Source organism: Haloarcula nitratireducens (assembly GCF_019599505.1).
Genome location: NZ_RKLT01000001.1, coordinates 772,558 through 790,589, shown reverse-complemented (window position 1 = coordinate 790,589; position 18,032 = coordinate 772,558). Strand labels below are relative to the sequence as shown.

At 67.8% G+C, this 18,032-nt stretch carries 17 protein-coding genes; 5 read left to right on the top strand and 12 right to left on the bottom strand.

All coding sequences use genetic code 11. The features are described 5' to 3' along the window. Nucleotides 1-70 precede the first annotated feature (70 nt). Genes EGH23_RS04080 through EGH23_RS04055 form a run of 6 tightly spaced genes read right to left on the bottom strand, consistent with a single transcriptional unit; the run spans nt 71 to nt 5,403 of the window. On the bottom strand, nt 71-1,015 hold the full coding sequence (locus EGH23_RS04080) for a glycosyltransferase family 4 protein (protein WP_425433200.1): 945 nt from the start codon (nt 1,013-1,015) through the stop codon (nt 71-73). A 5-nt stretch (nt 1,016-1,020) separates the two neighbouring features. Beyond that, nucleotides 1,021-2,025 carry a lipid II:glycine glycyltransferase FemX gene (locus tag EGH23_RS04075; protein ID WP_220578736.1) on the bottom strand — a complete coding sequence of 335 codons (1,005 nt, stop codon included), beginning with the start codon at nt 2,023-2,025 and terminating at the stop codon, nt 1,021-1,023. Nucleotides 2,026-2,061: 36 nt separating this feature from the next. Then, entirely contained in the window at nt 2,062-3,021 is a 960-nt protein-coding gene (locus tag EGH23_RS04070; RefSeq protein WP_236044607.1) for a polysaccharide deacetylase family protein, read from the bottom strand. Next, nucleotides 3,018-4,055, bottom strand: a complete 1,038-nt coding sequence (locus tag EGH23_RS04065) for a DUF354 domain-containing protein (RefSeq protein WP_220578735.1) — start codon at nt 4,053-4,055, stop codon at nt 3,018-3,020. The genes EGH23_RS04070 and EGH23_RS04065 overlap by 4 nt, the downstream gene beginning before the upstream one ends. Further along, complete coding sequence (locus EGH23_RS04060) at nt 4,052-4,825, bottom strand: polysaccharide deacetylase family protein (protein ID WP_220578734.1); 774 nt, start codon at nt 4,823-4,825, stop codon at nt 4,052-4,054. Before EGH23_RS04060 ends, EGH23_RS04065 begins: the two co-directional genes overlap by 4 nt. Next, nucleotides 4,822-5,403 carry an acyltransferase gene (locus EGH23_RS04055; protein WP_220578733.1) on the bottom strand — a complete coding sequence of 194 codons (582 nt, stop codon included), beginning with the start codon at nt 5,401-5,403 and terminating at the stop codon, nt 4,822-4,824. The genes EGH23_RS04060 and EGH23_RS04055 overlap by 4 nt, the downstream gene beginning before the upstream one ends. Nucleotides 5,404-5,635: 232 nt before the next feature. On the opposite strand from EGH23_RS04055, the gene EGH23_RS04050 reads away from it, so the two are divergent. Continuing rightward, nucleotides 5,636-6,586 carry a polysaccharide deacetylase family protein gene (locus tag EGH23_RS04050; RefSeq protein WP_220578732.1) on the top strand — a complete coding sequence of 317 codons (951 nt, stop codon included), beginning with the start codon at nt 5,636-5,638 and terminating at the stop codon, nt 6,584-6,586. 46 nt (nt 6,587-6,632) lie between these two features. Here EGH23_RS04050 and aglF read toward each other — a convergent pair whose 3' ends face one another. Then, nucleotides 6,633-7,412, bottom strand: a complete 780-nt coding sequence (gene aglF / locus EGH23_RS04045) for a UTP--glucose-1-phosphate uridylyltransferase AglF (RefSeq protein WP_220578731.1) — start codon at nt 7,410-7,412, stop codon at nt 6,633-6,635. A 250-nt stretch (nt 7,413-7,662) separates the two neighbouring features. On the opposite strand from aglF, the gene EGH23_RS04040 reads away from it, so the two are divergent. Then, nucleotides 7,663-8,277, top strand: a complete 615-nt coding sequence (locus tag EGH23_RS04040; RefSeq protein ID WP_220578730.1) for a DUF1326 domain-containing protein — start codon at nt 7,663-7,665, stop codon at nt 8,275-8,277. Between the two features lie 49 nt (nt 8,278-8,326). Further along, a complete protein-coding gene (locus EGH23_RS04035) occupies nt 8,327-9,118 on the top strand; it encodes a DUF2182 domain-containing protein (RefSeq protein WP_220578729.1) in 792 nt (263 codons plus the stop codon). Between the two features lie 21 nt (nt 9,119-9,139). Here the strand turns inward: EGH23_RS04035 and EGH23_RS04030 are convergent, their stop codons facing one another. The 3 genes from EGH23_RS04030 to EGH23_RS04020 all read right to left on the bottom strand — a co-directional run bounded on the left by EGH23_RS04030 (nt 9,140) and on the right by EGH23_RS04020 (nt 12,159). Beyond that, nucleotides 9,140-10,012: a beta-keto acid cleavage family enzyme gene (locus tag EGH23_RS04030; RefSeq protein WP_220578728.1), complete on the bottom strand. Its 873-nt coding sequence runs from the start codon at nt 10,010-10,012 to the stop codon at nt 9,140-9,142. Between the two features lie 66 nt (nt 10,013-10,078). Then, a complete protein-coding gene (locus EGH23_RS04025; protein ID WP_220578727.1) occupies nt 10,079-10,279 on the bottom strand; it encodes a hypothetical protein in 201 nt (66 codons plus the stop codon). 2 nt (nt 10,280-10,281) lie between these two features. Then, entirely contained in the window at nt 10,282-12,159 is a 1,878-nt protein-coding gene (locus EGH23_RS04020; RefSeq protein WP_220578726.1) for a hypothetical protein, read from the bottom strand. A gap of 281 nt (nt 12,160-12,440) precedes the next feature. Between EGH23_RS04020 and EGH23_RS04015 the strand changes: the two genes are divergently transcribed. Then, nucleotides 12,441-14,051, top strand: coding sequence for an alkaline phosphatase family protein (locus EGH23_RS04015; protein WP_220578725.1), 1,611 nt, complete (start codon nt 12,441-12,443; stop codon nt 14,049-14,051). Nucleotides 14,052-14,067: 16 nt separating this feature from the next. Here EGH23_RS04015 and EGH23_RS04010 read toward each other — a convergent pair whose 3' ends face one another. Together EGH23_RS04010 and EGH23_RS04005 are read right to left on the bottom strand one after the other, a co-directional pair. Continuing rightward, complete coding sequence (locus EGH23_RS04010) at nt 14,068-15,492, bottom strand: hypothetical protein (protein ID WP_220578724.1); 1,425 nt, start codon at nt 15,490-15,492, stop codon at nt 14,068-14,070. A gap of 85 nt (nt 15,493-15,577) precedes the next feature. Continuing rightward, the gene (locus EGH23_RS04005) at nt 15,578-16,624 is read right to left on the bottom strand and encodes a glycosyltransferase family 2 protein (protein WP_220578723.1); all 1,047 of its coding nucleotides are present in this window, start codon (nt 16,622-16,624) and stop codon (nt 15,578-15,580) included. Nucleotides 16,625-16,855: 231 nt separating this feature from the next. Here EGH23_RS04005 and EGH23_RS04000 point away from each other — a divergent pair, with 231 nt between their 5' ends. Further along, the gene (locus EGH23_RS04000) at nt 16,856-17,965 is read left to right on the top strand and encodes a Gfo/Idh/MocA family protein (RefSeq protein WP_220578722.1); all 1,110 of its coding nucleotides are present in this window, start codon (nt 16,856-16,858) and stop codon (nt 17,963-17,965) included. Nucleotides 17,966-18,032: the final 67 nt, after the last annotated feature.

The window sequence follows — 18,032 nt, the reverse complement described above, 5'->3', positions numbered from 1 at the left end:
TCTGACCCCTGCTGTGAAGTGTTCGGGCATTGTTATGGTCTGGTTGTGCGTGGTATGGGTCTCTTTCCGTTCAGTCCTCTATCACTTTCTCGTAGACGGCGACGATGCGCTCGCCCATCCGTTCGAGGGCGATGTCGGCGGCGTACTCGCGGCCCGTCGAGCGCTCGCCGCGTTCGAGTATCTCCGTGAGACCGGCGACGAGGTCGTGGTCGTCGTCGCTGACCGTCGACGGGTCCACGGGGTCGAGGCGCGTCCGAACGTCGCCGACGTCCGTCGAGACGACGGGGAGGTTGCAGGCCATCGCCTCCTTGACCGTGTTGGGCGACCCCTCGCGGCGGGAGGTCATTATCATCGCGTCGGCGGCGTTGAGGTAGTACGGCATCCGGTCGTGCGGGACGCCGGTCGCCGTCTCGAGCGTGACCGACTCGCCCACGCGGTCGCTCGCGCGCTCGACGATGCGCTTCGCTCGCGGGTGGTTCTTCACGTCCCGCTTCGGCGGGTACGGGAACAGGACGACGCGTTCGTCCCGCGGCCAGCCGAGCGCTTCGCGCGCCTCGGACTGCTCGATGGGGCGGAACACCGAGAGGTCGACACCGTGGGGGATGACGAGACAGTCGCCGTCGTACTCCTCGGCCATCCCCTCGGACATGACGATGACCTCGTCACAGAAGTGCGCGAACCGCTTGGTGACCGGGCCGTACTTGCCCATGAGGTCTGTCCCCCACAGCGAGAGGACGACGGGCAGTCGCGGCTGGGCGACGGCCATCGGCGCGGTCAGGCCGTAGTTGGCGTGGATGAGGTCGTAGCTGTCGAGCGAGTTCGCCAGCACCGACGGGTAGAACCGGGCGTACTCCAGTATCGACCGCTCGCCGTCCTCCTCGGCGTCGATGGACTCGGAGCGGTTCCGGCCGGGCACCGACAGCGTCGTCAGCTCGACGCCGCGACGTTCGAGCTCTTCGACCTGCGCGCGGAAGAACTGCGCTTCCTCGTTGGTCACGAGGTTGAGGACGCGCAACGGCATCACCTCGTCACCGCCATGAACGCCGACTTCGCGATGTTCATGGCCGCGCTGTCCGTCTCGATCGTGTAGTACGGGACCAGCTCGCCGGCGAACTTGCCCTTGTAATCACAGAGGCGTCGGGTGTTCGCGCCCATTAGGTCGTACTCGGTGACGCCCTCGAACGTCGGGTCGGCGAGGATGTCCTCGATGACGCGCCAGTGGATGAGGCTGTTGACGACGATGCCGTCGTGGTCGGTCTTCGCGCCGCCCTGCCAGAAGTACGCCGTGTCCGGGCCGTAGAGGACGGTCACGCCCGAGAGGAACTCGCCGTCGGCCGACCGCGCGACGTAGGTGCGGGCGTCGTCGCCGAGTTCGGTGACGAGGTCGCGGACGTAGGGCCACGACAGCGAGAAGCCCCGGTTCTGGTCGGCGTAGCGGTCCCGCGTCGTCCGGTAGATGTCCTCGGCGGCGTCCAGCCCCTCGACGGAGACGGTGACGTCGCTCTCTCGGCCCCGGCGGATGTCCCGTCGGAGGCTCTTCGAGAAGGATTCGAGGACCGTCTCGGCGTCCGTCTCGGCGAGGTCGACCACGTACGTGAACTGCGTCGTGAGGTCGAAGTCGGCCCACTGGAACGGGCGCGGGTCGCCGTACTGTCGCGGCGTCAGGAGCCGGACCAGCGACAGCGGTCCCATCGCGTCGATCTCCTCTAACACGGACTCGACGAACTTCTTGTTCACCCGCTCTCGCTTGCGCTGTTTCGGGCTGGTCGGCATCACGATCGGGCCGAGGCGCGGGATGTTCATACCCGGCGGCGGGGACATGAGCGTCCGGCCGACGGTTCTGGTCGTCTCGACGACGGGGAGTAAGCCGACCGGTTGGTCGCCCTTGAACCCGCCGAACAGGACGAGTTCGCCGTCGGCGTAACGCTCGACGACGGAGAGCGCCGCCGGTCTGTGAAACACCTCGTAGCCAGTGTTCGGTAGCGCGTCCCCCCACTCGGAGAGCGTCAGTCGTTCGACTCGCATGTTGCTCGACTCCGAGTCGCTATGGAAGGGTATTGGTTATCGGGTTCCTACGCGGTCGCTGTAGAGGTCTCCGGGCGACCCGACCCACGCGCCGCGGTCGAGCGCGGTCCGCACGAGACGGCGGTACAGCCGGTCGAATCCGGGGTGGTCCGAGCTGAAATACCGCGGGTGCCACAGCACCGTCATCACCGCGTCGTTCGCCTCGGCCTCCGAAAGCAGCGACTTACAGGCGGCCCACGCCGCCTCGAAGGAGTCGCTCGGGTCCGGCAGCGCGGCCTCCATCGCGGTCAGCGGGAAGACGACGAACTCGTCGCCGAACGGTCTGAACGGTTCGTAGCCGTCGGTGAACCCGTACTCGGTGGGACTGCCCAGCGTCGTGTCGTATTGGAGACCGAGGTCGCGGTAGTGCTCCCACGTCTCGGGTTCTTCGAGGCGCAGGTAGTGTTGCCGCCCGCCCAGCACCGACTCGCCGAGGACGGTTTCGAGGTGGTCCTTCTCGGCGGCTAACCGCTCCCGGTCGTCGACTGACTCGTAGGAGCCGTGGAGACCGACCTCCCACCCGCCGTCGAGCAACTTCGAGAGCAGGCCGCGGATGCGCTCGTCCTCGATGTCGTACCGGCCGGCGTACAGCTGCCAGCCCTCCATCGTCAGCCACTCCGCCGGCGGGCGGTCGGTGAACAGCGACTGCTCGTCCAGGATGTAAAAGGCCGAGCGGACGCCCTCGCCGCGCTCGAAGTCGAGCAGTTCGTCGAACGTCCAGTAGGGCGTCCGCCACGGCGCGAGGTCGAGCAGGTGGCTCGGGTCCTGTCGAGTGAGCGCGTAGAAGACGGACTGATAGGTCTTGAACGGTCGGTCCACGTCGTGGGTGAGACAGAGCGCGAACTCGTGGCCGTCCGGAACCCAGTCGATGTCGGCGACCTCGTTCTCGGGTGCGTCGCGGCGGCTCGTCGTCTCGGTGCGGCCGTTCGCCGTCGAATCGGGCTGTCTAGTCGTCATTCTGCGGCACCCAGTGCCTCTTCGAGAACCACGTCGGTCACGTCGACGCGAGTCTCCAGGAGCCGCTCGCGCCGGCCCTCCCACTGGGCCGCCGTCTCCGGGTCCTCGACCAGTTCCTTCAGTTTCGCGACCGCGTCGCCCTCCTCCCGGAAGTTGAAGACGAGACCGTGGGCTTCGAGTTCGCCGAACATCGAGACGTCGTCGTCGCCGACGAAGGAGTTCGAGCGGATCGACGGCGTCCCCAGCAGCCCGGCCTCCATCGCCATCGTCTGCGAGTCGCCGACGTAGCCGTCGGCGTAGTACAGCAGGTCGTGGATCGTCTCGGGGGGGACCGGGAGGCGGTACTCCTCGAAGGCCTCGGGGAGTTCTGATTCGCTGGTGATGTACACCTCGCCGTGCCCGGAGAGGTACTCGACGAGCTCGCGCTTGGCCTCGCGGCTGAACCCGGAGTTGCCGACGTCGTGGTGGGCCTCCCAGGAGACGAACCGCAGGACGTAGTACGGTTCGTCCACGGCCACGCCGTGCTCGCGCAGCTGCTCGGGGTCGGGATCGAACCGGTCGGGATGGAGGTACGCCAGTTCGTGATAGCCGTCGTAGCGGCGGTGCTTCCGGCCGAAGTCCATCTCGAAGTTAGCGGGCGTGCAGATGCGGGCGGTAAAGGGGACGGTCAGGCGTTCGAGCGTCCGCGTCTCCACCTCGTCGTCGGTGAAGGTGACGCTCGGCGTCCCGGTCAGGCGCGCGGCCTGTGCCGCGACGGGGCTCAGGTGGCTGACCACCACGTCCGAGCCGAACTCGCGGATGGCCCGCACCAGTTTGAGTTCGCGCAGCGCCCACTCTAAGATGAGCCCCGGCGTCGAGTCCGCCTGCCGGGAGAGCACCTGATAGTCGATGCCGTAGGCGTCGAGTAACTCCGTCGTCACCTCTTTCTCGCGGGCCGTCACCAGCGTCTCGTGGCCCGCTTCCTCCAGGTCCCAGATGGCGTGCTTGAACAGGTGGACGTGTGCGGGGTGGCCCACCTCGAAGTGGACGTTCATCGCAGCAGCGTCAACCCCCGCTTGCCGACGTTCGTGATCGCGTCCTTGGCCGTCTCGGCGACGTACTCCGTGGTCGAGTCCGCCCAGCGGTTGGGATGGGTCAGCAGACACGCCCGGGGGACCCGCCCCTCCCGGAGGAGGGCCTCGAGGTCGGCCGTCGAGTCGGCGCTGACCCGCTTGTCGCCCTCGCCCATGGTGTGGTCCTTTATCTTGAGCGCGCCGTCCTCCCACGTCCGGCCGGTGTCCGAGAAGTACGTCACGTCGGTGAAGTCCATCGACAGGTAGGCCTCACCGACGACGTCGAACGGCTCGAGGTCGGCGGGGTCGTCCCACATGTCGCGGTTGTCGTGCGGCGTCAGCGGGTTGCCGTGCATGCAGACGGTGTCGACGTCGACGTGGTCGCGCAGCAGCGCGAGTTGACTCCCGAACGACTGTCGCGCTTCCCTGACGTCGCCGTCCGCCCGGTCTAAGTCCTCGTAGTGGTAGCCGACCTCGTGGCCGAGCGCCGCGAGATCGCGGACGAACTGCGGGTCGAACACCTTGTCGATGGTGCGGACGTAGTACGTGCTCGAAATGTCCCGCTCGGCCTCGATGTGAGCGAAGCGAGTCGAGTTCTCGGGTTTCCGGTCCACGTCGTGCCGGAGGATGACGAACCGCTCCGGGAGGGTCTCGCGTCGAATGTACTCCTCGACGGTGAGGAAGTCGTATCCCGCGTCGAGCCCGGTGTCGAGCAGGCTCGCGTACGCCGCGTCGGTGAAGTCCCGCATCATCGGTAAGCGTTGACCGCGTCTAAGTGCTCGGGAAGCGGGCGGTGTTTCGCCGGCGTCCCGACGGCAAGCGTCCGGGGCGGCACGTCGTCGGTGACGACGGCCCCGGCCGCGACGAACGAGCGCTCGCCGACGGAAATCCCCGGCAGCAGCGTCGCGTTCGCGCCGATGGAGACGTCGTCTTCGAGCGTCGGCCCGAGGAGGTCGCCGCCCCGTCGCAGCGGGTAGGGGTCGTTCGTCAGCACGGCCCGCGGCCCGAGGAACACCCGGTTCCCGATGGTCGTCTCCGGCGGGACGTAGACGCCCGTCTGCATGCTCACCTCGTCGCCGACGTCGCACTGGCCGTCGATGACCGTCTGCGTGCCGACGACGGCGTCGTGCCCGATAGTCGTCTCCTCGCGGATCAACGCGCCGTGACCCGTCTGTAACCGGTCGCCGACGACCACGTCGGGGTAGAGTATCGTTCCGCCGCGTATCACGGAGTCGTCGCCGATGCTCGCGGGCGACTGCTCGCCGTCCGGCGGGAGGAGCTGTGCGGACTCGGCGATGCGACAATTGCTGCCTATCCGGCACTTACTCATCGAGATACCTCCGTTCGGGCTGTCGGTGCGTCACTGGCTGGCCGCGACTGTCGGAGCCGGTCATCTTGCGTTCAGGCGGGATTTCGGCCAGTTCGAGGCTTTGTTATGGAGAGCCTGTGTGCTCTCCGGACTCGCCGGCACGGTTTCTATCCTCGGTAAACGAACGCTACGGCGCGCTTACCGCCGTATCGTCGTCGTATAACCAAGGTGAGCGCCGGCCACTCGACGACAAATGGGAACCGTCGTCATCTCCGTCGACGCCGAACTGGGCTGGGGGTTTCACGACTACGAACCGGAAGACCGCCCGACCGAACGCATCGAGCGGTCGCGCTGGGGGTGGAACCGACTCGCCGACCTCTTCGAGGAGTTCCGGGTCCCCGCGACGTGGGCGATCGTCGGCCACCTCTTCGAATCGGAGTGCAACGGCGCGCACGTCGGCCACCCGTCGCCGCCGGGGTGGTTCGACCACGAGCGCGACCCCGACCCGATGCCCGCGGAGTTCCGTTTCGCGCCGGACCTCGTTCGCGACCTCGTCGACGGGCCGGTCGACCACGATATCGGTTCGCATACGTACTCACACGTCGAGTTCGGCGAGGCGTACGCGACGCCCGACCTCGCGCGCGCCGAGTGCGAACGCTCGATGGAAGTCGCGGAGGCCGCGGGTCTCTCGCTGTCGTCGTTTATCTTCCCTCGGAACAAGGTCGGCCACCGAGCGGCGCTCGCGGAGGCCGGGTTCACCTGCTACCGGGGTCCGGCCCCGGAGCCCGCCATCGACGGGCCGCTGTTGGCCCCGGCGCGGAAGCTCGCGCGCGCGACGGTCGTCGACGCCGCGCCGCCGCTGGTCGAGCCGACGGTCGACGAGCACGGGCTGGTGAACGTCCCCGCGTCGCTGTTCCTCTACGAACTCGAAGGCCCCGCGCGCCGGGCGATCGCGTCGGCCGTCGGCGACCCGGTGCTGAAGCAGGCCCGCCTCGGCATCGACGCGGCGGCGACCGGCGACGGCATCTGCCACCTCTGGTTGCACCCGAACAACGTCAGGCAGGAGCACGACGTCGAGCCGCTCCGGGAGATACTGCGCTACCTCGACCGCACGCGCGAACGCACGGACCTGACCGTCGAGACGATGGCGGACGTCGCGGAGGCGACGCTGCGGGGCGAGCGTCAGCGGGCGAAGCAGGTCTGAGAGAGAAGTACGTTTTACGCTCGAACGCGCCGAGGCGGCGTCGCGTTCACTCCGACTGCGCGGCCGAGGCGCTCTCTCCCTCTCCGCTCTCGGAGTCGGCGTCGGCGGCGCGGGGTTCGCCCCGGAGACGGCGCTCGGCCTCGTCGCGGTCCTCGGGGTAACCGATGTCGTTTCGCCAGCCGTTCATCCGAATCGCGTCGATGGTTCGACCCGAGTCCAGGAGGAGGTCGACGGCGTCGCTGATCTCGTACTCGCCGCGGTCGGACGGCTGGACGAGGTGGCAGGCGTGGAAGATGGCCGGCGTGAACGTGTAGAACCCGGTCATCACGAGATTCGACGGTGGGTCGTCGGGCTTCTCGACCACATTGGTTATCTCGCCGTATTTGTTGGTGTCGCAGACGCCGTAGCGACTCGCCTCGTCCCAGGGTACCTCCTCGACGAGGAAGGCGGCGTCGGCGCGCTCCTCCTGCTGGCGGTTGACCACATCGTGGAGGTTGGCCTCGAAGATGTTGTCCCCGAGCATCAGCATGAAGTCGTCGTCGATGTGCTCCTCGACGGTGAGCATCGCGTGGGCCAGCCCCTTCTGCTCGCGCTGGTGCGTGTAGGTGATCGGGACGCCGTCGAAGCTGTCCTCGTAGTGATTGATGATCGCCTGTTTCTTGTAGCCGACGACGACCAGTAACTCGTCGGCGCCGAGTTCGATCAGCTGCTCGAAGCAGTGTGTCAGGATGGGCTTGCCGTCGACCTCGACCATCCCCTTGGGCTTGTCTTCGGTGAGCGGGCGGAGGCGGCTCCCCTTCCCGGCCGCGAGTATCACAGCGTCCATCGTACCCAGAGTACGGAACCTGACCGGGGAAAGGTATAGTCCGCCTTCGCGGAGTAGCGAGCGGTTTCGACGGTTTTCCCGGCCGGGAACCGTCTGCCCGAGGACCGGTCTGACGCCGGCGAGTCGGGACTCGGCTCGTTGCGGATCGACGGGCAGGAACCGTCGCCGACAGCCGCTAATACGCCGTTATTTCCCGCCCGCCGGCGTCTCGGTCTCCATAACAAAGTACACCCGAAGCGTGTGCGTAACTATGACACAGAAGTGGACTATCAGCGGCGACTACGTCGAGGCGTGCAACTGCGACGTCGCCTGCCAGTGCGTCTGGCTCGAACCGCCGGACGACGACGTCTGCACCGTCTCGCTCGCGTGGCACATCCGCGAGGGGAACTACGGGGACGTGGACCTGAGCGGCCTCTCCGTGGGAATGCTCATTTCGACCGAGGAGGGAGTCATGTTCGATCCCGAGACCGAGTGGGACGTCGTCCTCATGATAGACGAGACGGCCGACGACGACCAGCGCGAGGCTATCGAGGACATCTACTTCGGTCGGGCCGGGGGAATCTGGGAACCGGTCGCCGACACGCACGTCAGGTCGGGTGATGTCGCCGTCGTCCCGATCGATTTCTCCCGTGACGGCGACGAGTACGCCGTCGAGATCGGCGACGCCGTCACGATGGCCGCCCACGGAGCCGTCGGCTTCAACGAGGAGGTCGGCACCGTCTCACCGCATCCGCTCACGGAGAGCACGGAAGTCCAGACCGGCAAGTCGACGGCGGCGACGGTGTCCTACGGCGACGGCGAGTTCGAGTGGGACGTCTCTGGCAACAACGCCTACCTCGGGGACTTCGAGCTGGCGAACTCGTAGGCCATGGCCGACGACCGCCCCGGTGGCTCTATCGACCGCGAGGGAGGCGATGCGAGAGGCATTTAGACGGCAGTTCGGGCTACAGCGCATCCCGACGGTCGCACTCGTCACCTACGTCGTCGCGCTGCTCGCGTGGGTCGCCGTCGTCGGGCGCTGGCTCCCGATGGCGGGGGCGGGCAGTGGTATGGGGATGCAGATGTCGGCACCCGGCGTTCCCGAGGCGATGGCGCTCTCGAACGGCCTCCGGGGCGTGGCGCTGTACCTCCTCATGTGGGGCGTGATGATGGTCGCGATGATGTATCCGTCCTCGGTGCCGCTGTTTCGCATGTACCACCGGACGATATCGGGGGCCACGCCCGCGGGCAGGGCCGCTCGTCTGGCGGCGTTCATGGGGACGTACGCGCTCGTCTGGACGCTCACCGGCGTCGTGCCGCTCGCGGTGAACGCCGTCGTGCCCGTCGCCGCCGTCGCCGAAGCGCACACCGCGCTCCTGTTCGGCGGGACGCTGGTGTTGCTCTCGGCGTATCAGCTCTCGCCGTACAAGTACCGGTGCTTGACGTACTGTCGGACGCCGCTCGGGTTCCTGATGGAGTACCAGCGGCCGGGGGTCCGCGGCGCGGCCTCGATGAGCGCCCGCTTCAGCGTCTTCTGCGTCGGCTGTTGCTGGGCGCTGTTCGCCGTGATGGTCGTCGTCGGCTCGATGAACGTCCTCTGGATGGCCGCGCTCACGGTCGTGCTCTCACTGGAGCGCCTCGTCGGATGGGGAGAGCGGCTGGCCAGAGGCGTCGGCGTCCTCGCGGGCGTCGGCGGGGTGGCCTTGCTCCTGCTCGCGGTCTCGTAAGCGGGAGAGACGAACGGCGTTTCAGGCTTCGATGTCGTCGTCTTCGGCCACTCTCGCCGGGCGGCCGACGAGCCGACGCGCGCCGTCGACGTCGGCGAGGTCACGGAGGGAGTTGCGCGCGAGTTCCGCGACCTGCCGAACGAGTTGCGCGTTGCGCGATACCGGTGTCTCGGGGTCTAAAAAGAGGTTGTCTTCCATCCCGACCACCGGGTGGGCACCGAGGAAGAACGCCATCGCCGTCAGCGGGTACTGGTTGGGACCGGTCGCCCGCACCAGGCAGTGGGCTCGTTCCGGGACGGCGTCGAGCGACGCCAGCAGGTTCTGCGGCGTTCCGACCGCCCCGTCGGGAGCGCCGAACAGCAGCGTCACGACCGGCGGCCCGTCGAACACCCCCTGTTCGCGCAGGCGGTCGACCTCGTGGAGGTCCCGACCGCCGGTGACCAGCAGGTTCGGAACGACGCCCCGGTCTTGCAGTTCGCCCACGAACTGGTCGACGTCGCGGCGGCTAGTGGCCGACGTTCCGCGGTAGCCGTGCTGTTCCGGGCCGACGCGGACCGACGCGAGATCCGGCAGCGGCCCTTCGTCGACGATGGCGAGGAAGTCTCCGGGCGGGCAGTCCGGCCCGACGGCGTACTCCACCAACACGTCGTCCCCACAGCGGTCGCGGACGGCGCTGCCGAACGCCGGCAACCGGGTCGGCGCGGGGTCGCCGTCGCTATCGCGCCCGTGGAGATGCACGATAGACGCGCCGAGAGTGACAGACTCGTAGACCTGGTCCGCCACGTCTGCTGCGGTCACGGGCAGCGAGTCGTTCGCGTCGGTCGAGTAGCGATACCCCGTCGGCGCGACACCGAGTGTGACCTCGTCACCGCGGATGTAGTCGTCGTACGTCATCGTCGGCCCCCGAAATCGGGTGTGTGGTCACACCACGGACCGACCGTTAGTTATGGAGGTCTTTCGTCACTCCTTCAGTTCGACGAGGGCCTCCTCGTCGGCGACGATGAACGCCTCCTCCAGCAGTTGGTCTTCCTCCGCGGGGAGGAAGACGTACCGGTCGTCGGTCTCTGACTGGATGACTGTCAGTTCCTCCAGTTCGTAGCCGAGGTTCTCGTGTGGGTCCGGGTCGTCGGGGACCTCGTCCCAGTTGCCGTCCGAGAACATGCTCAGTCCCGGAAACGGTTGACGTCGGCTTTCCCGTGAACGTCGATGGAGCGAACCTCGCCGCTGTAGTAGTAAGCGGCGACGCCGTTGCAGACCCGACCGGACGCGGAGCTACCTCTGACGGCGCGCTCCTTCGCTTCGAGCGTCGTCCCACCTTTGACGACGGTTCGCTCCTCGTCGACGACGAGGTCACCGGAGACGTCAAGGCCGTACATCGCGGATTCCTCCGCGTCGCCGGTCCCGTCGATCTCGATGCGGTTGGGAAGCGGCTGACTCGCTTCGGACTCGCTTTTGGCGTCGTCCGACGAACTCTCGGACGACTCGTCCGAGGCCGTTTCAGACGACGCGCTTGCAGGCGAGGAATCGTCCGACTGCGAGTCGGCCAGCGTCCCCGTAATCGTCGTCGAATCCGCTTCGGACTCGCCCGACGAGGAGTCGTCTTCCGCGCTGGCGTCGCCGACCGACGATTCGTTCGCGGAGCTATTGGACGCGGACGGGGCCGAAGCGTTCGAGGACTCCGGTGTCGGAGTCGACGGTTCAGTCGAGGCGCTATCGTCCGACGAACCGTCGTCCGCCTCCGACTCATCGGTCTCCGCAGCCGTCTCGTTCGACGCGCTTTCGGTGGCGGTCTCCGTGTTTTCAGTTTCGGTCTCCGTGCTCTCGGTTTCCGTTTCCGTGCTCTCGGTCGATGCCTCGGTGGTGTTCGTCTCGGTGGATGCGTCGGAACTGTCCGCGCTGGTCACGTTAGACGACCCGCTCTCGGTCGTTCCCGCGGAGCTGTCGCCGACGGGCGTCCAGATCGCGTAGTCGGTGTTGGGCGCGGTGGCCTCGCTGCCGGTGACGGCCTCGAATCCCTCCGGCAGTTCCGTGTCACCGCTACCGGTCAGGCTGATGTTCTCGCCGGACCAGTTGCCCTGGACGTCCCACTCCGTGTCGATGGGCGCGCTGTCGGAGTCGTTCCGGATGCGGCAGTTCCGGACGACGCCGGACCCGCCCTCACCGCGCTCGTGGAAGTCGAAACAGGGGCCGCCCGGGTCGCCCCAGACGAAGTCGCAGTCCTCGACGACGACGTCCTGCCCGGCGTCGTCGAACTTGACACCGCGCTGGGCGACCCCGCCGCCCTCCTCCGCCGGTGCGGTCTCGGTCGCCTCGAAGTAGCAACCGCGAATGACGCTGTCGCCGGGCGCGAAGCGGACGCCGGCCGCGTTCGTGTTCCGGAGAACGCAGTCTTCGACGACGACTTTCCCGTTACTGCCCGCGTAAGGGTCGGAGACGTACAGCGCGACGTTGCCGAACCCCTCGAGATAGCACGATCGGATCCGGAGCGTGCCCGCGTGGTCCGTCCCGGCGTAGAGTCCGGTCGAGTCGGAACCGTCGACGGTCCCGTCGGGCATGTTGACGTTGACGACCTCCATCGTCGCGCCCTCGGCGGCACCGACGCGCCAGCGGGACTGCTCCTGCCCGCGCTTGCCCTTGACCGTGATGTTCTCGACGCGGACGGTCCCGCTCGTCGCGCGGATGCCCGGTCGGACCGTGGTCTCCGGGTCGTCCGGTCGATTGAACGTGACGCCGTCCGGCGACCCGACGAGCGCGCAGTTCCCCTTGTCGCCGCCGAGTCCGGCTCCCGTGTACTCGTACTCCCCGGCCGGGATCAGTACCTCGTTCCCGTCTGTGAAGTGCTCCTCGAGGTACGAGTCGATGTTGTCGCCGTTCGAGAGCCCCTGTTCGCCGAGGTCGACGGTCGTCTCGGCCGCGGTGGCACCGCCGAACGTCGAACTGCCGAGCGCCGCCGTCGCGGCGATGCCGACCGTCTTCACGAACGTTCGTCGGGTAGTACGCTGACCTTTCTCCGCTTGTCCGTCGTCGTGGCGTTTTGCCATAGTCGGGCAGGCTGGACTTACCGGAAAAGGCGTTCTGGCCAGCTACCGCGTAGGGCTCACCTACTAACCGGTGGATATCCACCGAACGAGTACAGCCTCCTTACCACCTGCTCTTGGTTCCTCGAAAGGGGGGCTTAATTCAGCGAACGTCGCCACACACGTATTATATCCTATGAAGGAATTATTTTCTGTTCCATCTGGCATAGTAACCGTCACGTAGCCCAAACGAACTGTCGGTAAGGCTTCGATAACAAAGCCGAACGGCGAGAGAGACGCCCACGATGCGGACGCTCCTGCTCGGACTGGACGGCACCTGCCGGTCGGTTCTGGACCCGGTGTTCGAGGCCGGCGTCGCGCCCACGCTCGAATCGCTGTTCGAGGAGAGCGCGACGGGGCCGCTCACCTCGCAGCTGCCGCCGTGGACGCCGAGCGCGTGGCCGTCGCTGTACACCGGCGTCAACCCCGGGAAACACGGGGTATACGGCTTCCTGACGTTCGACGGCTACGACTACGACGTCGTGGACGCGACGGACGTGCGCGCCCACGCGCTGTGGGAGTTACTCGACCGGCGGGGCCGTTCGAGCGTCGTCGTCAACGTCCCCGTGACCGCACCGACCAGACCTATCGACGGCGCGATACTCCCGGGGTACGTCTCCCCGGAGGACCCGCCGGGCCACCCCGAGGGAATCTTCGACGACGTGCGCGAGGAAATCGGAGCTTACTCGGTCTACGGGCCGATGGACACGCCCGGCGAGGCCGACTTAGACGACGCGGCGGCCCACTCGAAGACCCGCGGGGACGCCTTCGCCTACCTCGTCGACCGGTTCGACCCGGACTTCGGCTTCCTGGAGTTCCAGCAGACCGATACCGTCTTCCACCGCCGCCCGACGGACACCGAAGCGATCGAACGCGTCTTCGGGGCCGTCGACGACGCCGTCGAGACTGCGCTCTCCGCCGCCGACCCGGACAACGTCGTCGTGGTCAGCGACCACGGCATCGGCGAGTACGCGGGGCACGAAATCCGCGTTAACGAGTGCTTACGCGACTGGGGCCTGGTTTCGGCGACGGCCGGCGGGGAGGGGATGCCGTCCTGGGACGCCATCGCTCGCCGCCGCCTCCAGCGCGGTGAGAGCGGCGGGACGCCCGACCCCGGACTGCTGGAACGCGGCGTCTCGTCGCTCGCCCGCGTCGGCGTGACCAGCCAGCGGATCGAGGCGGTGCTCGAACCGTTCGGACTGGCCGAGGTCGTCGCTCGGATCGCGCCCACGGACGCCGTCCGCGCGGGGACCGAACAGGTCGACTTCCGGAACTCCAGGGCGTACATGCGCGACCGGATCGAACTCGGCGTCAGGATCAACCTCGCGGATCGGGAGCCCGAGGGCGTCGTCGACCCGGACGAGTACGAGGCGACGCGGACCGAACTGCTCGACAGACTGCGCGACCTCGACGACCCGGACGGCGACCCGGTCTTCGAGGCGGTTCTCCCGCGAGAGGACGTCTTCGAGGGACCCTACGTCGAGGATGCACCGGACGTGGTGGTCGTCCCCCGACAATTCGAGAACTTCCTCAACGGCTCGCTGCTGGGCGAGCGGTTCGGGACGCCGCGGGAGTCGTGGAACCACAAGCGCGACGGGATCGTCGCCGCGACGGGCGCGGACGTCGACGAGACGGCGTCGCTCGCCGACGCGCACCTCTTCGATATCGCGCCCACTGTCCTGGGAACGCTGGGGGTTCCACAGTCCGACCTGATGGACGGTGCGGCGCTACCGGTCGTCGAACCGCCGCCGGTCGAGACGTATCCCGAGTACGAGGACCGGGACGCGAGCACGCGGGACGACCACGACGTGACCGATCGCCTCGCGCATCTCGGCTACCTCGCCGAGGATCAGTAGCGCCGGCTCGACGCCCTCAGCGGCAGCCGCACGACGGACCGCCGAGTGCACCGATCCGACCGAGCGAGTGGAGGCTGACGTCCCGCCGGGCGAGCGGCGCTCGCCGCGTTACGAGCGGCCGTCCGGTGACGGTGATGTTCGCTCGGCGGAGCACCCCGTCGGCGGAGGCGAGGACGTGGACGCCGTCGCGGTCGAGACCGGACTGGCAGAGACAGAGGTCCTCGATGAGCGTCCCGTCGCGGTACGAGACTTTGACTGCCGCGCCGCGGGCGGCCGGGCCGTCGACCGTGAGTCTCCGGAGCTGAATCGGGTGACTGCGAACGTCCGCCCCGACCGCATTCGGCTCTTTCGCCCAGACCGCCGGGACGTCGTCGGCCGCGACGGTGACGTGCGTGTCCCGGATCGTCGCCTCGTCGAGCCACTTCGCGCAGGTGATGCCGCCGTCGCTCGCCGTCACTCGCTCCATGACGACCCGACAGTTCTCGACGAGGACCTCCGACCCCTCGCGGAGGCGGATACCGCGCATGTTCGGGACGCCCCGCCGGGCCTCGTTACAGCGGACCGTGACGCCGCGCACCGTCGCCGGGCCGCTGACGCGGACGTTCGAGACGCCGCTGTTCCGGTAGACGCCGCCGACGACGTCCACGCGGCCGACGGCGGGCGAGGCGTACAGTCCGTTGTCGGGGAAGCCGTCGATGCGGCAGTCCGCGAACGCGACGTGACCGCGATGGTCCTCGCCGACGTAACAGCCGGTGTTCGTAAAGCGGGGGTCGCCGCCGTCGGGCATCCGAAGGCGGCGAACGACGCCCGCGCCGCCGTCGCGAGTCACGCCGAAGCGCATCCCGTCCTGGTCTAAGTCCATCTCGCCGCGGACGGTCACGTCGCTGACCGTCAGCCCGTCCTCGACGGCGGCGTATATCGGTCGCGGCCCGGTGTTCGCCCGCCGGAAGTCGAACGTCAGGCCGGAGATCGCGAGGTCGCGGGCGTCGCCGTCGCCGCCCAGTCCGAACAGCGGGCCGGTGATTCCGGGGTCGGTCGTGATCGTCGCCTCCGGGCCGACGACGGCGAGGCGCTCGAACTCCTCGACGCGCCAGCTCCCGTCGAGGCGGTACTCGCCCGGCGGAAACCTGACGAGTGTGTCGTCGGGGTCGAGCGATTCGAGGACCGGTAGTACGGACTCGGAGCCGCCGGTGTCCCCGCCAGCCTCGGCGACGTCGACGACGGTCTCGTACCGCTCGGCGTCGGGCGGCCACTCTCCCGTCCGTCGCTCGACATCGAACGGCGTCTCGCTCTCCGGCGTCGGGCCGGGCGTCCTCGGCGTCGGCGTCTGCTCGTCGGGTCCCGGCCCCGGATCGTCGCTCGGGCACCCGGCGAGCGAGCCGAGCAGCCCCGCCGCTCCCAGTCGCTCGACGAGCTCTCGACGGGTCCAGTCCCTGCCCATACGCACGCTGTCGGTGGTCGAGGAATTGTTATAGTGGCCGTACAGGGAGTAAGGCCGCTCTGTTCGTCCGGGCTATCGAGCCGCTCTAGTCCTGTCCGACAGGGGCGGAGACGGCCGCAGCGTCGTCGTCATCGTCGTCGCCGTCGTAACCGCTCGCTTCCGCCTCGACTGTCGCCCGGTCGTCGAGATAGCTCTCGTGCGAGTAATCGAGCAGCATCGCGCCGAGGAGGAACACGGCCGAGAGAGCCAGCGCCGCGACCGCTCGAGAGAGGATCGAGAGCGGTCCCCCGTCGCTGCGGGCCGCGCGGACGAGGCCGGCCACGCCCGTCGCGCCCGCGGTCCCGTACAGCACCGCGACCGGGTGGACGCCGTCCGAGAGGTGTTTCGCCCGGAGCCGCCAGAGGAAGTTCCGGAACAGCATCCCCGACACGCGCGGGATGTACGAACGGTAACTGATGTGGCTCTCCTCCTCGCCGTAGTTCGCCGGTCGCGGCACGTCGAGGACGCGCAAGCCCGCGACGTTCAGCCGGACGAGGAGGTCGTTGCAGTAGCCGTAGAACTCGTACATGTCCTCGATGCCGGCCGTCTCCAGCGCGTGCAGCGAGATCGCGGTGTAACCGTTCTGCGGGTCGCCGATGGACCAGTAGCCGCTGGCGATGCGCGTGAGCCACGTCAGGATGCGGTTGCCGACGTACCGGAAGCGCGGCATCGTCCCGTAGTGCCCGTCGAGGAGGCGATTCCCCTTCACGTAGTCGGCCTCGCCCTCGACGATCGGGCGGATGACGCCTTCGAGCAGTTCGGGCTGCATCTGCGCGTCGCCGCCCATCACCGCCGTGACGCCGATTCCGTCCTCGCGGGCGGCGAGGTAGCCGGTCTTTATCGCGCCGCCGACGCCGCGGTTCTCCTCGTGACGGATGGGGACGACGCGGCGTTCGAACCCGTTCCGGCCGCTCGCGCGCTCGTTGACTCGGCTGGCCGTCTCCCGTATCTCCCGCCACGTTCCGTCCGTCGACCCGTCCTCGACGACGTAGACGCGGTCGACGTAGTCGGGGACCGTCTCGATGACCGTCCCGACCAGTCCCTCCTCGTTGTACGCTGGAACGACGACGGCAACAGTTGTCTCCCGGTACATCTCACCTGCCCCCGACGCGGCGTGGATGCTCGAAACCCATTCTCATCAGTACTGCCAGCGAGACCCGCATTGTTATGGTCGGCTTGCGGAGACGGCCGGACGCCCGGCGGCTGTTTCGGCGACGTTCGCCGGCGTACGGCGGCCTTACGCCCGCCGCTACCGGTGGTAAATTCCGATTACCGGCCCACACAGCGCCTATAACAATACCCGCAGGACCGAGGTACTGTGACGATGACGCTCGAAAGCGCGGTCGTCGGCGGTGGAACCGTCTCGGACTTCCATCTGTCAGGCTTAGAGAAGTGTCCAGCGACGAACCTCGTCGCCATCTGTGACGTAGACGAGTCGAGAGCACGCAAGAAGGCCACGGAGTACGACATCAGCGCCTACGCCGACTTCGAGGGAATGCTGGCCCGGGAGGACCTCGACTGGATCCACCTCTGTACGCCCGTCCAGACCCACCTCGACCTGGCCCGGATGGCGATCGAGGACGGTCTCGCGGTCCAGATCGAGAAGCCCGTCACGACCTCCGTCGCCGAGGCCGAAGAGCTGGAGAAACTCGCCCGGCAACACGACGTGCCGGTCTCGGTCGTCCACAACCACAACTTCGACCCGGCGGTTCGCAAGGCGTCGAAGCTCATCGAGGCGGGGGCCATCGGCGACGTGCGCTCGGTCGACTTACTCTACTCCGGCGAGACCTACCCCGACGACGTCCGCCGGGGCGCGTGGGCGTTCGACCTCCCCGGCGGCGAGTTCGAGGAGGGGCTCCCGCACCCGGTATACCTGGTGTTGAAACTCGGCGGCTACCCGGTCGACGCGGCCTCGATCCAGTCGCAGACGGAGCGGACCCGCGAGTACGAGCAGGGCTTCGACTACGACAGCGCCAGTTTCCAGTACACGAGCGAGGACGGCGTGCTGTGCAGCGGGACGGTACTCGCGAGCGACGTCCCGCACAAGGCGATCCGGGTCCACGGCGAGCGCGGGAGCCTGGACATCGACATCGTCTCCCAGTCCGTCACCGTCCTCGATAAGGACTACGAGGCCTCGCCGAAGGCTCGGGCGCAGACGAACATCGACCACGTCCTCGGGCGCGTACAGGGGACCGTCGAGAACGTGGTCGCCGTCGCACGGCGGGCCCTCGGCGACGACTGGACGGCGGAGCGCGACCTCGATTCGCACTACTACCAGATCGACGCCGACGCGCGAGCTATCATCCGCGGCGACCCGATGCCGGTCCCGATCGAGGAGGGGACCTGGACCATGCGAATCATGGAGTCGGTGCGGGCGGCGGCCGTCCAACCGATAGACGACGGGCAGATTCGAGTCAACACCGATTCGGCGTAAGCGGTCGTTACCGGAGCGAGTCGCGGCGACGGCGCTCCATAACAAAGCGGGAATCTTCTGAAATCCG